Raw genomic sequence first — 14,114 nt, forward strand, 5'->3', positions numbered from 1 at the left:
CAAACACACTCCTCTTATCTTTAATATAATCTAATTTCCGTAAGAATAAAATATGTAATGATGTTAAAATTTGTTCGAAAAAGGGTTCGCCATTTCCGGCGAACCCATGAACGTTTAGAGAGTGTGTAGAAATTTCTAGAACTGTTCGAAGAACTTGTGGACTTCTTCGGGGACCCATGTCTGTTCCCAGTTCCAACCCACGCCCATGTTGCCGGTGTCGTGGGCTGTCCACTGGTGGTCTCCCGGCCAGCAGCACCACTTGACTGGGAAGCGTTCGTCAACAGTCGTGAAGTCGTAGCAGACGTGCCCGGTTTTGCCGCTTACTTCCTTTGGCTTTTCGGCGCTTGCATCGGTGAAGTCTCCGTTTGCGTCGGCCTTGCCGTTACGCTTGAGGATTCTCGGGAGGGCGCTGTTCTTCGCGCGGTTGTAATCACAGCGGCCATCGTTCACACCATGAACGTTCATCCAGGCAATCGGCAAGTTCTTCATGTTGTTGCCTTCGGGGAGCCAGATGTTATAATCGGCCACGGCGTAGGTGGCAGCGGCACGTACGCGGGTCTGCATGTCCTGCATCAAGGAATAGCTGAACATGGCGCCATAGCTGAAGCCCGTAATGAACACGCGGCTCGTGTCAATGCAATAGTTTTCGTTCAGAGTCGTGAGCGTCTGGGCGAAGAAATCGTGGTCGCTCTGACCCTTGTTCCATAGGCCACCGATTGCATCGAGTGAAACAAAGATGTAGTCGCCGTTCTTGTCGAGCACTTGCTGGCCGTAATACGGCGTGGGGTGGTCATAATCGGCGCTGTGGTGCACAAAGTCTTCGCCGGTGCTACCGTAGCAGTGCAATGCAAACAGAACCTTGTGCGGTTTTGTGTTGTCGTAGTTCTTGGGCAAGGTGATAAAGTATTTGCGGCTGTCGCTGCCTACCTGGATCTGGAACTGGTCGCCATTTTCGACGCTCTTGACCTTTTGCAACTTGGAGTTGCTGCCGCAGCCCTTACTCGGGGTGGGCTTGTTGCCGAGGGCATAGCCGAATTTGAACGTCGGTTCAGGAGGGATGGTCTTTGCGAGTTTCACATCGAGTGTCGTGTCGAGCGTTCCCAGTGGCACGGTGAGCGTGTCAAAGCCATCGAGTGTAAAGCGGAGCGCTTCGCCTTGGGCGGCGTCTTTCATGAGAGCGCCGTTGCTTGCCTGGGCGCCCAGCGTCTGGCTGTAGTTGCCATCGGTTGTGAACTTGATGTTTTGCTTGGCGTTACCGACGGAGACCTGTGCAAAGTACGTGCCGCGGGCTTCGAGACCTTTGCTCAAGTCATAAGTGCCAGAACCCTGCAAAGTCTTCTTGAAGACCTGGTTGCCGAGCGAATTGTAAATCTTTACCTGGACAGGCGATGTGCTGCTCTGGGAGTAAGAGAGTATGCCGTTGTTGATACTGATGTACCCGACGGAATTTCTGAAGGCCGTTTTAATGCCCACGTCTTCGTCTTCGTGGATGGTGAATTTGCCCTTGTCGTCGGTTGTGGCGGTCTTGCCTTCTTTGAGTAAGTTGACCGAGACCCCTTTTAGGGCCTTGCCTTCATCGTCGGAAACTGTTCCTGTGATTGTGTATGCCGACGCGATTCCGCAGAACGCCAAAAGGCTTGCTACCGTGAAAAGCTTAGGTGATTTGAAACTCATGTTGACTCCTTTTACCAAAAACTCCTAATGTGCACACCTCCATATAAATGAATCTAATTTCGAATGCAATTAAAATTACATGGCGAGACTTTGTGCCTGTTGACGAATTGTCTATAAAAAGATATTTACAGTAAAGAGATGAATATGCCGCTATTCTGAGTTAATTTTGATTGGGATTGTCGTCATTCTCATTGAAACGAAGAATCCAGTGAGGTCTAGAAAGTTACGACAAGAAATTACTGGATCCTTCAGGCTTTTACCCCTCAGGATAACGGGCGTGAGTGGCGTTAGGATGATGGTACAAAAAAAGCGGTCCCTGGGGAGGAACCGCTTTTGGTAGAGAGCTGATTTATGAAACTTTATTAGAACTGTTCGAAGAACTTGTGAACTTCTTCGGGGACCCAGGTTTCCTGCCAGCCGGCACCGACACTCATGCTGCCGTTGTCGTGTGCGGTCCACTGGTGTCCACCCGGCCAGCTGCACCACTTGACCGGGAAGCGTTCGTCGACGGTCGTGAAGTCGTAGCAGACGTGTCCGGTATTGCCGTTGTTTTCCTTGGGCTTTTCGGCACTTGCATCGGTGAACTTTCCGTTGGCGTCGGCCTTGCCGTTACGCTTGAGGATTCGCGGAAGGGCGCTGTTCTTGGCGCGGTCGTAGTTGCACATACCGTCGTTCTTGCCGTGTACGGCCATCCAGGCGATCGGCAGATCCTTTGCATCATAGCGGCCTGGATTTGCAGATGCTGCGGGCAGCCAAATGTTATAGTCGGCAGTGGCGTAGACGGCTACAGCGCGGAGTCTTTCCTGCATGTCCTGGGCGAGAGAGTTCGTGAACATGGCGCCAAAGCTGAAGCCTGTTGCAAACACGCGGGTCGTGTCGATGCAGTAGTTGTCGAACATCGTCGTGATCATTTCGTCAACGAACTGGTGGTCTTCCTTGCCGTTCCATGTACCGTTGTCGTTACCCTGCGGAGCAATGAAGATGTAGTTGCCCTCGGTATCCAGTTTCTGCTGGCCATAGTACGGAGTCGGATGGTCATAGTCCGGACTGTGGTGTACGAAGTCTTCGGCTTTAGAACCCATGCAGTGGTTTGCGATGAGGAGCTTGTGGGCCTTGGTATTGTCGTAGTTCTTCGGCAAGGTGATGAAGAATGTGCGGTTCTTGCCGCCGACATTGATTTGGAATTGCTCGCCATTTTCGACTTTTTTGCTGGACTTCAAGGTAGAAGTTGTGCCGCAACCTTTACTCTTGCGAGGATCATTTTTCAAGGCGTAGCCAAAGGAGAACGTCGGTTCAGGAGGGATGGTCTTTGCGAGTTTTACATCGAGTGTCGTGTCAAGCGTATTGAGGGCGATGGAGAGTGTGTCGTAGCCATCGAGGACAAAACGGATGGCTTCGCCTTCGGCGGCGTCCTTCATGAGTGCGCTGTTGCTTGCCTGGGCGCCGAGCGTCTGGCTGTAGTTGCCATCGGTTGTGAACTTGATGTTTTGCTTGGCGTTACCGACGGAGACCTGTGCAAAGTACGTGCCGCGGGCTTCGAGACCTTTGCTCAAGTCGTAAGTGCCGGATCCATGCAAGGTCTTCTTGAAAACCTGGTTGCCGAGCGAGTTGTAAATCTTTACCTGGACAGGCGATGTGCTGCTCTGGGAGTAGGAGAGTATGCCGTTGTTGATGCTGATGTAGCCAACAGAGTTCTTGTATGCCGGGTGGATGCCTATGTTTTCGTCTTCATGGATGGTGAATTTGCCCTTGTCATCGGTCTTTGCAGTCTTGCCTTCCTTGAGCAAGCTTACATCAACGTCCTTGAGGGCCTTGCCCTGATCGTCAGAAACGGTTCCTGTAATTGTGTATGCCGACGCGATTCCGCAGAACGCCAAAAGACTTGCTGCCGTGAAAAGCTTAGGTGATTTGAATTTCATGTTTACTCCTTTTACCAAAACTCCTAATTGAACACACCTCTATATATGCGAATCTATTTTCGAATGGGGTTGAAATTACACGGCGAGATTTTATGTCTGTTGATGAATTGTCTATAAAAAGATATTTACAGTAAAGAGATGAACGTGCCTCTATTCTGAGGTCATTTTGATTGGGGATTGTCGTCATTCTGAGTGAAACGAAGAATCCTGTGAAGTCTAGAAAGTTACGACAAAAAATTACTGGATCCTTCGGGCTTTTACCCCTCAGGATGACGGGCGTGAGTGGCGTTAGGATGACGGTACAAAAAAAACGGTCCCTGGGGGAGGAACCGCTTTTTGGTAGAGAGCTGATTTATGAAACTTGATTAGAACTGTTCGAAGAACTTGTGAACTTCCTGAGGTACCCAGGTGTTCTGCCAGTTGCCGTTGTCGTAGGCGGTCCACTGGTGCTGACCGTTCCAGCTGCAGAATTTGACCGGGAAGCGTTCGTCGACGGTAGTGAAATCATAGCAGAGGTGTCCGCTGCCACCGACTTCCTTCGGCTTTTCTGCGCTGGCGTCGGTGAAGTTGCCATCTGCATCGGCCTTGCCGTTGTTCTTGAGGATGCGCTTCAGTGCACTGTCACGTGCGCGGTTGTACTGGCAGGTGCCGTCATTCTTGCCGTGCACTGCCATCCAGGCGATGGGCAAGCCCTTGTTCTGCGGCAAGTAGATGTTGTAGTCGGCGGTTGCATAGACAGCGACTGCGCGCAGGCGGTCTTGCATATCCTGGGCCATGGAGTTCGTGACCATGGCGCCGAAGCTGAAGCCCGTCATGAACACGCGGCTGGTGTCAATGCAGTAGTTTTCTTCGAGAGTCGTAAGCAACTGGTTGATGAACTTGTGGTCCTTGTCGCTAGATACGCTCCACGGCATACCGTCGGTATCGCCACGCGGAGAAACGAAGATATAGTTGCCTTCGGTGTCGAGTTTCTGCTGGCCGTAGTACGGACTCGGATGGTCCTGGTCCGCATTGTGGTGGACGAAGTCTTCGGCGTTAGAGCCCATGCAGTGCATGGCGAAGAGCAACTTGTAAGGTTTCTTGTTGTCGTAGTTCTTCGGTAGCGTGATGAAGTATTCGCGGTTGTCGCTACCGACTCTCATTTCGAAGCGGTCGCCGTTTTCGACGCTCTTGGTCTTCTGCAGCTTTGACGTCGTGCCGCAGCCCTTACTCGGGGTCGGCTTGTTGCCGAGGGCATAGCCGAATTTGAATGTCGGTTCGGGAGGAACCGTCTTCGTAAGCTTCACGTTGAGGATCGTGTCAAGCGTATTGAGGGCGATGGAGAGCGTGTCGTAGCCATCGAGGACAAAGCGGATGGCTTCGCCTTCTGCGGCGTCTTTCATGAGTGCGCTGTTGCTTGCCTGGGCGCCGAGCGTCTGGCTGTAGCTGCCATCGGTTGTGAACTTGATGTTTTGCTTGGCGTTACCGACGGAGACCTGTGCAAAGTACGTGCCGCGGGCTTCGAGACCTTTGCTCAAGTCGTAAGTGCCGGATCCATGCAAGGTCTTCTTGAAAACCTGGTTGCCGAGCGAGTTGTAAATCTTTACCTGGACAGGCGATGTGCTGCTCTGGGAGTAGGAGAGGATACCGTTGTTGATGCTGATGTAGCCGACGGAGTTCTTGTATGCCGGGTGGATGCCCACGTTTTCGTCTTCGTGGATGGTGAACTTACCTTCGTCATCGGTCTTTGCGGTCTTGCCTTCCTTGAGCAAGCTTACATCGACGTCCTTGATTGCCTTGCCCTGGTCGTCGGAGACTTTTCCGCTAATCGTGTAGGCGAATGATGTGGAACATAATGCCGCAACGCATGCTGCGGTAACAAACGAAAGACGTTTTGCTTTCATCGAACACTCCTTTTTAAAATCCAAAAAATTCTCTTTGGACTCCCATACCCAAGGTAAATTTACTCTTTCGAGTGAAAGACTTTACGAATGTAAATATATTGTTATGGACAATTTGTCAATGACTTGTGGTGAAATTTTGCTTTTGTGAGAAAATTGTAAACTTATACTCGGCTCAAGTATGGATCCTCCTAACGGAGGATGACCATTGACTAATAGCTAGTAACTTTGCAAATCCTTTGCTATTATTAGCGCATGAACCACATTGCAATTTTTATCGACGCAGAAAACCTGACCAACTGGGTCAAGAATAACGGTGTACAGTCGCTCATGGACGAGCTTTTGCCGCTGGGGCAGATTGTCGTGCGCAAGGCGTATGGCAAATGGTCCACGCCGCAGCTGATCCCGTTACAGTCTGCGCTCAATGAAAATGGCTTTGAACTCGTGCACACGTTCCACCCGGTGAGCGGCAAGAATTCGACGGACATCAAGATGACGGTCGATACGATGGAAGTGGCGCTCGATTCCCAGGTGCAGTGGATTGTGCTTGCCACGGGTGATTCCGACTTTTCGCCGCTTTTCCGCAAGCTGCGTGAACAGGGCAAGGAAGTGATTGGCGTTGGACCCAAGTCCCCGCTGAGCGAATGCGTCAAGAATTCCTGCTCCCGCTACATTTACACAGACGATGCGACTGCTGCAGATGAAGATTCCGGCGATGAAGTCGCCGATGCAAAGGAGCGCGCAAACCTGATTGTTTCCGAGAAAATCGATTCCATGGAAATGCTCCGTAGCGTATTGCAAAAGGAAGATGGACCGATTGCACTTGCGGCGATCAAGCCCAAAATGCTCGGTCTCGATAACGCGTTTAATGAGAAGCGCCTCGGTTTCAAGACGTTCAAGGATTTCGTGAAGTCCGCTGACTTTGTGCAAATGACGGATGTGGGCGGCGGCTCTTACATGGTCGCACTCGCCGAGCAGAAAGTCGCTGTCGAAGAAGATGCGCAGATGGTTTTAGCAAAGGCGCTCAAGCGCAAGGGCTGGGACATGTTCCCGCGCAACATGCTCAAGAAGATTTATGCCGAAGCTTGCGACCTTACTTCGTTTGTTCCGATGAACAAGCAGGACTTGGTTCAGGAAATTGTTGCAAAGAACATTGCGGGTACGACGAGCAGCATTATCAACCGTGCACTGAGCACGTTCTTCAAGGCGAAACTCGTGACCATCAGCGGTGGCGATGACAAGCTCTGGACGGTCACCGAGACGAATCAGTACTGGAAAGAGATTGACAAGGCGATGCTCGACAGGCTCCGCGTGAGCCTCAAGGAGACTGGCCAGAAAGTCCCCAAGAAAGATATCGTCGCTATTTTGTACGGAAAGTACGCCGACGGCGAAGCCGAGAAGCTTGTTTAGCGGCTACGCTTCGTCGTTCTGAGTGCAACGAAGATACCAGTTATATCTTGTTCTACATACCAGAAATGACTGGATTCTTCCGCCTTCGGCGTCAGAATGACGGTTGCGATAGTCTAATCTAACTTGCCTTGATACAGATCCAGCAGATTGCGGGCCAAGAGGCTTGTGTACTTGGCGTTGGTGAGCGTGGACTGTGCGCTTTCGAGGCGATTCTTTTGCGTGAGGTAATCGGTGTACGTGAGGGCGCCTACGTTACGCTGTTCTTCGGCAACCTGCAATGCTTCGTTTTCCGCTTCGACCTGGAGGATTGCGGCCTTCCACTGCATGTCGGCGCTGAGTGCGTTCAGGTAGAGCTTTTCGATATTGTTTTCGAGCGTCTTTGCCTGTTCCTTCAAGGCGACCTGACTTTCGGTTTCGCTAATCTGAGCTTGCAAGATTTTGTTCTCCGTGGCACCGCCGTCGATAATCGGGATGTTGATGTTCAACGAAATGCTGTGCGAGTATCCGTTCTTGAGCTGGCTTCCGTACTTCTTGGATTCCCAGGCCTGGAGGCCGGTGCTTGCGCTTGCGCCGAGCGATACCTTGATGGACTTGCCCTTGCCTGCAATTTCGGTATTCTTCTTTGCAACCTGGATGGCGAGGCTGTCGGACTTTAATCCCGGATTCGTTTCCGTGGCTGTAGCCTGGAGCGCGTCAAGAGCCGGAATCGGCGTGAGGGCGTCCGGCGTCTGGATTTCGGATTCCGGAGCGGAGACTTCGAACGCTTCGCTTTCCGGGAGTTCCAAGAGCTGGCGGAGCGTAGTCTTTGCGGTGCTCACGCTAAGCTGTGCGGCAAGCTGGGCAGCTTCTTTCTGGAGCACGTTTGCCTGCGACTGCGTCAAGTCCTTCTTGGTGATGGAGCCTGCTTCGAACAGCGTGTTGTAGTGCTCGAATTCAGCCTTGGCCAGTTCAACGGAAGCATCTGCGGTGTGCAGTTTTTCGATTGCGGCGAGCAAGTTCATGTATGCGTTCAGGACGCTTTCTTGCACGGAACGCTCGGTTTCCTTTGTCGAGAGTCGCGTCGCTTGCTTGTTGATTTCGTTTGCCTGAATGGAAAGTCTCGTAGAGCCGCCGTCCCAGAGCGTGTAGGAAGCGCTGAGGCCAGCGTTTAAGCGGTAATGGTCCTGTGGACCGTCTCTGAACGGGGAATCGTAAAGGGAGTTGCCGATGCTGGCGGAAAGCGTGGGGTAGTTACCGACTTTGGCCTGTTCGAGGCTCACATCTGCTTTCTGTTCGCGGAGCTTTGCGGATTCGAGCTTGAGGCTCTTTTCTTTGGCCTGCTTGAGGCATGCGCTTAAGGTCCAGGGACCATCAGCGAAGACAAGTGATGCTGACGCAAAAATACCGAGAACGATTGCTTTTCTGTAATTCATACCTTTTAGATGCCCCAGCTATATATTTTGGTTGCGTGAATTTTAAGATAGAAAATTTTGGCTAGACGCCTGAAGTATGTTCTTTTGTATCTATAAATCTTGAAAAGTACGTCATGCGGGCGGGGCCCCAGCTCGGAGTTGCGAAGGCCGCACGGGCCCCTCCCTGCACCCTCCCCATCCTTGGCCGACGCTTTCATTCTCTAAACGTTAATTTATTTGCTTGGAGATGAACATTTATCTCGCTTAATACTGAAGATGTATTGGTCTAGTTATTGCGAGGTTTATAATGTTTGTGTTGGATTATGGAAATTGCAGAAAATGCGCATACACAAAAAGGCTTCCTTGCGGAAGCCTTTTCGAATGGACGGTACTGGATTTGAACCAGTGACCTCTGCCGTGTGAAAGCAGCGCTCTAAACCAACTGAGCTAACCGTCCGAGGTGAGAGCAAATATAGAAAAGCTATTGAATGTTGTCAAGTGGTTTTAGACGAAAGACCGCTTACGCTGGTAGACGAGAGACGAAAGAAGTTGCTTTCTATAAAATTCAATCCCGGAACGGAGTCCGGGATGATATTGAAAATCTCTAGTCTCTGGACAAGTCCCAAATGCTGGACTCAGTTATAGGTCTGCAAGCAGCCCTGCAACATTCGCCCTTTGCATTTGTCGTCTGTAGGCTCGTAGAGCCGTTCTTTCGTCTAACTACAGGAACTTGTCTTCGGCGGCGCGGAGGATGGTGAGGAACTCGGCCGGAGTCTTCGAGGCGATGAGGTCCTTGCGCACGTTGCCGTCGGCGAGGAGGCGGCTCACGGAGGAGAGAGCCTTGAGGTGCGGACCCACAGTATTGCCCGGGCTCACGATGAGGATGAGCAGGTATACCGGTTCACCGTCAAAGGACTGGAAGTCCAGGCCTTTTTCGATTGTGGCGGCAACCATGCACATACGGTCCACGTAGTCTATCTTTGCATGCGGAACGGCGAGTCCGCAACCGATGCCCGTGGAACGGCTCTGTTCGCGTGTCCAGATGGCTTCGAAGATTTCGTCGCGGTGATCAAGTTTGTAGGCGCTGCAAAGAGTATCTACCAATTCGTTAAGAATGGCTTCCTTAGTTTCGCTGGAAGAGTTAATCAAGATGCAATTATCTACAAATCTTTCAGAAAGACGCATGGTTTATAATATTCCTTTTTATGTATCCCTCAAACAATTATTTTAGAATAATTATTGAAGTTTGGTAAGATTTATATCTAAAATGTGTCCAAAAAAGAAGAAATTTCTAACTGGGAAGATGATGTTTCTAGCCTGTCGATGGCTTTTCTCATGAGAGCGACGTCAATTTGACCAGGGGCGGCTGCTTTCCCGATGGATCCGTAAGTGAGGTTTGCGCCCTCCTTCAAGGACCAGATTCGGCTGGTTTTACCGGTTTCGCCCATGCCGAATGCGGCGATGAACTTGAGTCCTTTTGCTTTTTTGGCGAACTTGTAGAGGCGTGAGCAGTCGTCGTCGGAGTTGCTCATGGCGGCGATTTTGATGCCGTCTGCCTTTACCCGTTTAACGTCGTTGAGGTAGTTCTTGAGTTCGAGGTCGTTCGGGATTCGGGTAAAGTTGTGTTCGGAAATGAGGATCTTTACGCCTTTCGGGGCAGTAAGCTCGCGAAGCTTGTCGTAGTCGTGCAGGCAGTCGCGTTCAAGGTCGAGCCATTCCGGGATGTCCGATGCGTTTAGAATTTGTTCGAAAAGTCCGAGGCGCTCGATGGCGCGGGCGTCGGGGAATGTGCCGCCGTCACGCTTGAGGCGGATGGTGCCAAGCTGGATCGCCTTCGGAACGAGCTTGCGGATTCTTGCAGAAAGCCCTGCCCATTCGGATTCGTCAAAAAAGTCGTAGCGGATTTCAAGGATATCGCAGCTTTCGTAGTCGATGCGCGCCGGGTGGAACTCTTCGCTCTCGGCGGCGGTAAGCGTCTCGGGACTCACGAGCCCGACCAGGTATTTTCGAGAATCAGTTGGCATGGCCTAAAATTTAGCAATTAGGAAATAGGAAGTAGGAGTTAGGAATTCTCATCGCGTCATGTTGAGTGGCGAAGCCACGAAACATCCAGTAAAGTCTCGTATTGAACGGAATATGACTGGATCCTTCGTCGCAAGCTCCTCAGGATGACAACTTTAGAATGACGATGTTGAAATCTTGTAACTAACTTCTACCATTAAAACTCTGTCTACTTCCTGCTGCTAATTGCGAATTTTCTACATTGTAATGGAACAAAAGGATTTTTTATGGCAGATTGTAACGAAAACAAAGAAAAGCAGACCCCAGACATGCTCAAGAAGGCTGAAGAATACCTCGCCTCCAAGCGCAGAATTTTCTTGTGGGGTGGTGTCGATGACGAAAGTGCCGAACGCATTGTGAAGCAGCTCCTTTACCTGGATTCCCTGAATCACGATGATATTTATTTCTTCATCAACAGCCCGGGTGGCGTGATTTCTAGTGGCCTTGCGATTTACGACTGCATGAATGCAATCCAGAGTGATGTCGTGACGGTTTGCTGCGGACAGGCAGCCTCGATGGGCGCCGTGCTCCTCACTGCCGGTGCAAAGGGCAAGCGCGCTGCATGGCCGAACGCCCGCATCATGATCCACCAGCCGCTCATTCACGGCGAGATTGTGGCGCCTGCAAGCGATATCCAGATCCAGGCCGAAGAAATGCTTCGCATCCGTGGCATCACGGGCAAGATCCTTGCTGAAACTTCTGGCCATACGATTGAACAGATTGACCGCGATACCGAACGCGACAACTTCATGTCTGCCGAAGAGGCCAAGGCTTACGGTCTCGTGGATAAAGTCGAGAGTATTATCTAATGGGTTTATTTTCTGCAATTAAGAGCGGCCTTGCCAAGACCCGTGACGCTCTCCTCGGGGAGTTGAAGGGTATTGTCGGTGCCGGTAAGATTACGGACGAGACGCTCGAAGAACTCGAAGAGCATCTCATCAAGGCTGATGTCGGCGTCGAAGCGGCGTTCCTTTTGACGGATGCGCTCCGCGAAAACGCTTTGGGCAAGTCGCTTACGACAGAGCAGGTGCTCGACATCATGCGTAACGAAGCGGAACGCTTGCTCAAGGACCCGCCGCCGTTTGAACTCAAGGGTAAGCCGCATGTGGTGCTCGTGATTGGCGTGAACGGTGCCGGCAAGACGACGACGATCGGTAAGCTTGCTGCCCGTCTCAAGAACGAAGGCAAGAAGGTCATGATTGCTGCTTGCGATACGTTCCGTGCTGCGGCCATTGACCAGCTTGAAACATGGGCCGAGCGCTCGGGTGCTGAATTCGTGAAGCACCAGGAAGGCTCTGACCCGGCTGCTGTGGCGTACGATGCTTGCAGTGCTGCTGTCGCCCGCGGTTGCGATGTTGTCTTGATCGATACCGCTGGCCGTCTGCACAACAAAGACTACTTGATGGAAGAACTCAAGAAGATTGTCCGCGTCATCAAGAAGGTAAGCCCGGACATGCCGCATGACATGTGGCTCGTGATTGACGGCAACACCGGACAGAACACCATCAACCAGACGAAGATCTTTAACCAGAGCTTCCCCTTGACCGGTCTTGTGGTGACAAAGCTCGATGGAACCGCGCGTGGTGGCTCCGTGCTCTCGATTGCAAGTTCTCTGCAAATTCCGATCCGCTGGGTCGGCATGGGCGAACGCATCGACCAGCTCGTGGAATTTAACAAGCGCGACTACGTTGACGGGCTTTTTGAAAACGCTCTGGAAAACAGGGAGTAGTCTTGAAGCGGTTTGCATTTTTCTGTGCAGTGGCGTTTGCGTTTTGCGCGTGTTCGGATTCTCCTCCGAAGGCCGATGACCGCCTTGTTGCTGCATTTGTAGAAATGCGAGTCGCAGAGCAAATTTACGGGGGCGATTCTCCCACGGCTCGCCTTGCCCGCCTGGATGTCTTGAAAAAGTATGGCTATACTCGCGAGGAATATCTTAGGGCAGCAAATAAAGTTCTTGATAATGATAAGCTTTGGTTGCCGTTTCAGGCTGCCGTTTCGGATAGGATAGATTCTTTGCTTGGAATCCCTAAAATTGTGCCTGTACAAAAGAAGGGGAAGAAATGATGAGAGCGTGTTTGTGGATTGTTCTGGTGCTAAGCCTTGCGCTTTCGGCTTTTGCGGCTCCTCCGGCGAGGCCAAAGCTTGTACACTGGATGAACTACACCGAAGCGCTGGAGAAGGCTAAAGGTTCGAACAAGCTTATTTTTGTGGACCTTTATGCAGACTGGTGTGTTCCATGCCGTATCATGGATGCAAACACTTATTCGGATCCGACGGTGGCGTCGCTTTTGAATACAAGATTTTTCCCGGTGAAACTCGACGTGGATTCGCAAGATACGATTGTTTGTGACGGAAAGCGCAAGACTGTCCAGCGTTGCTATTTTGACGTCTGGAACTTGAGCGTACTCCCTGCATTTGTCCTTATTGCCCCGAAAGGGCTTTCTATTTTGACGATAAAGGATTCGTTTACCGCCGAAGAAATGAAGTATTTGCTTTACCAGATTCTCGAAAAAGAGAAGGAATGGATTTCGAAATGAGTGAAAATGTACTCTTTTATGCTCAGATTGCATTCTGGGTTCTTTTGTTCCTGATTGTTCATTGCTATTTGCTTTTTCCGATGACGCTCCCGTTTGTGAGTGAAATTTTCAAGCGCAAGAAAAAGATGGTGGATGGCACTCCCGAACTCCCGACCGTGTCTATCCTGATTTCGGCGTATAACGAAGAAGCGGTGATCGAACGTAAGATCCACAACATTCTCGAAATTGACTACCCCAAGGAAAAGCTTGAAGTTTTGATCGGCGATGATGGCTCTGCGGACAAGACTGCAGAAATTATCGCCCGCTATGCCGACCAGGGAATCACCTTGGTCAAGGCTCCGAAAAATGCCGGCAAGGCGGCCATGCTGAACCGCTTGCAGAAAATTGCAAAGAACGATATTTTGTTGTTCTGCGATGCAAATACGATGTTCTTCCCGAATGTAGTGCGTAAGCTTGTGGACCCGTTCAAGGACAAGAAGATTGGTTGCGCTTGCGGCCACTTGATTCTTTCGGACAAGAGCGGAAGTGTGCTTGGCAAGGGCGAAAGCTCTTACTGGGATCTGGAAAGTGAAATCAAAAAGTTCGAAGGCGTGCTTGACCGTCTGATTGGTGGCAACGGCGCCCTTTATGCCATTCGCCGTGAACTTTATACGGAGCTTCCGGTCAAGAAGAGCGTCATGGACGACTTCTTTGTGACAACGAAGATTTTGCAGAAGGGTTATTTCTGTACGTTTGTGGATAGCGCCATTGGTACGGAGCAGACTTCGAAGGAATCGAGCGGTGAATACAGGCGCAAGGTGCGCATTGGTCGTGCGAACTTCAACTATTTGTTCTCTTACTTGCCGCTTTTGAATCCGTTCCGCCCGCTGTTGGCTTACCTGTTCTTCTCGCACAAGATTGTGCGCTGGTTCTCGCCGCATATCATTATTCTTTTGTACGTAGCGAATGCGCTTCTTTTGACGAAGGGCTTGTTCTATCAGGTGACTTTTGGATGCATGACGCTTGCGTTCCTTGTCGCAGTGACAAAGCTTTTGCCAAGTGCCTATTACTTCTTGCTCATGAACCTCGCGATGCTCAAGGGATTCTTCCTCGCGTTTAAGCGCGAACGCAGTGGTGGCTGGGCCCGCGAAGCCCGCAGCGACGAGTAGTATTAGACGAAAGGAATTCGTCATCCTGAGCGAAGTGTAACGGAGTCGAAGGATCTAGTCAAGTCTTGTTTCGCAGTGTCATCCTGAGGCCTTT

12 protein-coding genes and 1 tRNA gene are annotated in these 14,114 nt (G+C 51.0%); 6 read left to right on the forward strand and 7 right to left on the reverse strand.

What is annotated here, in order from left to right; genetic code table 11:
• Nucleotides 1-135: 135 nt before the first annotated feature.
• The 3 genes from B7990_RS12350 to B7990_RS12365 all read right to left on the reverse strand — a co-directional run bounded on the left by B7990_RS12350 (nt 136) and on the right by B7990_RS12365 (nt 5,476).
• A complete protein-coding gene (locus B7990_RS12350) occupies nt 136-1,674 on the reverse strand; it encodes a T9SS type A sorting domain-containing protein (protein ID WP_088641229.1) in 1,539 nt (512 codons plus the stop codon).
• Nucleotides 1,675-2,036: 362 nt separating this feature from the next.
• Nucleotides 2,037-3,593, reverse strand: a complete 1,557-nt coding sequence (locus B7990_RS12355; RefSeq protein WP_088641230.1) for a T9SS type A sorting domain-containing protein — start codon at nt 3,591-3,593, stop codon at nt 2,037-2,039.
• 365 nt (nt 3,594-3,958) lie between these two features.
• The gene (locus tag B7990_RS12365; protein WP_088641232.1) at nt 3,959-5,476 is read right to left on the reverse strand and encodes a T9SS type A sorting domain-containing protein; all 1,518 of its coding nucleotides are present in this window, start codon (nt 5,474-5,476) and stop codon (nt 3,959-3,961) included.
• A gap of 252 nt (nt 5,477-5,728) precedes the next feature.
• On the opposite strand from B7990_RS12365, the gene B7990_RS12370 reads away from it, so the two are divergent.
• Entirely contained in the window at nt 5,729-6,883 is a 1,155-nt protein-coding gene (locus B7990_RS12370; RefSeq protein ID WP_088641233.1) for an NYN domain-containing protein, read from the forward strand.
• A 113-nt stretch (nt 6,884-6,996) separates the two neighbouring features.
• Here B7990_RS12370 and B7990_RS12375 read toward each other — a convergent pair whose 3' ends face one another.
• The 4 genes from B7990_RS12375 to B7990_RS12395 form a co-directional block, all read right to left on the reverse strand.
• Entirely contained in the window at nt 6,997-8,295 is a 1,299-nt protein-coding gene (locus tag B7990_RS12375; protein ID WP_088641234.1) for a TolC family protein, read from the reverse strand.
• A 361-nt stretch (nt 8,296-8,656) separates the two neighbouring features.
• Nucleotides 8,657-8,731, reverse strand: a tRNA-Val gene (locus B7990_RS12385).
• 263 nt (nt 8,732-8,994) lie between these two features.
• Complete coding sequence (locus B7990_RS12390; protein ID WP_014546254.1) at nt 8,995-9,459, reverse strand: PTS sugar transporter subunit IIA; 465 nt, start codon at nt 9,457-9,459, stop codon at nt 8,995-8,997.
• Between the two features lie 77 nt (nt 9,460-9,536).
• Entirely contained in the window at nt 9,537-10,298 is a 762-nt protein-coding gene (locus B7990_RS12395) for a type I 3-dehydroquinate dehydratase (RefSeq protein WP_088641236.1), read from the reverse strand.
• Nucleotides 10,299-10,562: 264 nt separating this feature from the next.
• Here B7990_RS12395 and B7990_RS12400 point away from each other — a divergent pair, with 264 nt between their 5' ends.
• Genes B7990_RS12400 through B7990_RS12420 form a run of 5 tightly spaced genes read left to right on the forward strand, consistent with a single transcriptional unit; the run spans nt 10,563 to nt 14,020 of the window.
• Nucleotides 10,563-11,144, forward strand: coding sequence for an ATP-dependent Clp protease proteolytic subunit (locus B7990_RS12400; RefSeq protein WP_088641237.1), 582 nt, complete (start codon nt 10,563-10,565; stop codon nt 11,142-11,144).
• The gene (gene ftsY / locus B7990_RS12405) at nt 11,144-12,064 is read left to right on the forward strand and encodes a signal recognition particle-docking protein FtsY (protein ID WP_085492103.1); all 921 of its coding nucleotides are present in this window, start codon (nt 11,144-11,146) and stop codon (nt 12,062-12,064) included. The genes B7990_RS12400 and ftsY overlap by 1 nt, the downstream gene beginning before the upstream one ends.
• Nucleotides 12,065-12,066: 2 nt before the next feature.
• Entirely contained in the window at nt 12,067-12,399 is a 333-nt protein-coding gene (locus tag B7990_RS12410) for a hypothetical protein (protein WP_088641238.1), read from the forward strand.
• Nucleotides 12,396-12,872 carry a DUF255 domain-containing protein gene (locus tag B7990_RS12415; RefSeq protein ID WP_088641239.1) on the forward strand — a complete coding sequence of 159 codons (477 nt, stop codon included), beginning with the start codon at nt 12,396-12,398 and terminating at the stop codon, nt 12,870-12,872. The genes B7990_RS12410 and B7990_RS12415 overlap by 4 nt, the downstream gene beginning before the upstream one ends.
• Entirely contained in the window at nt 12,869-14,020 is a 1,152-nt protein-coding gene (locus tag B7990_RS12420) for a glycosyltransferase family 2 protein (protein WP_088641331.1), read from the forward strand. Before B7990_RS12415 ends, B7990_RS12420 begins: the two co-directional genes overlap by 4 nt.
• The last annotated feature ends 94 nt before the right edge of the window (nt 14,021-14,114 follow it).

This window comes from Fibrobacter sp. UWB4, from assembly GCF_002210345.1.
In the GTDB taxonomy this organism is placed as follows: Bacteria; Fibrobacterota; Fibrobacteria; order Fibrobacterales; family Fibrobacteraceae; genus Fibrobacter.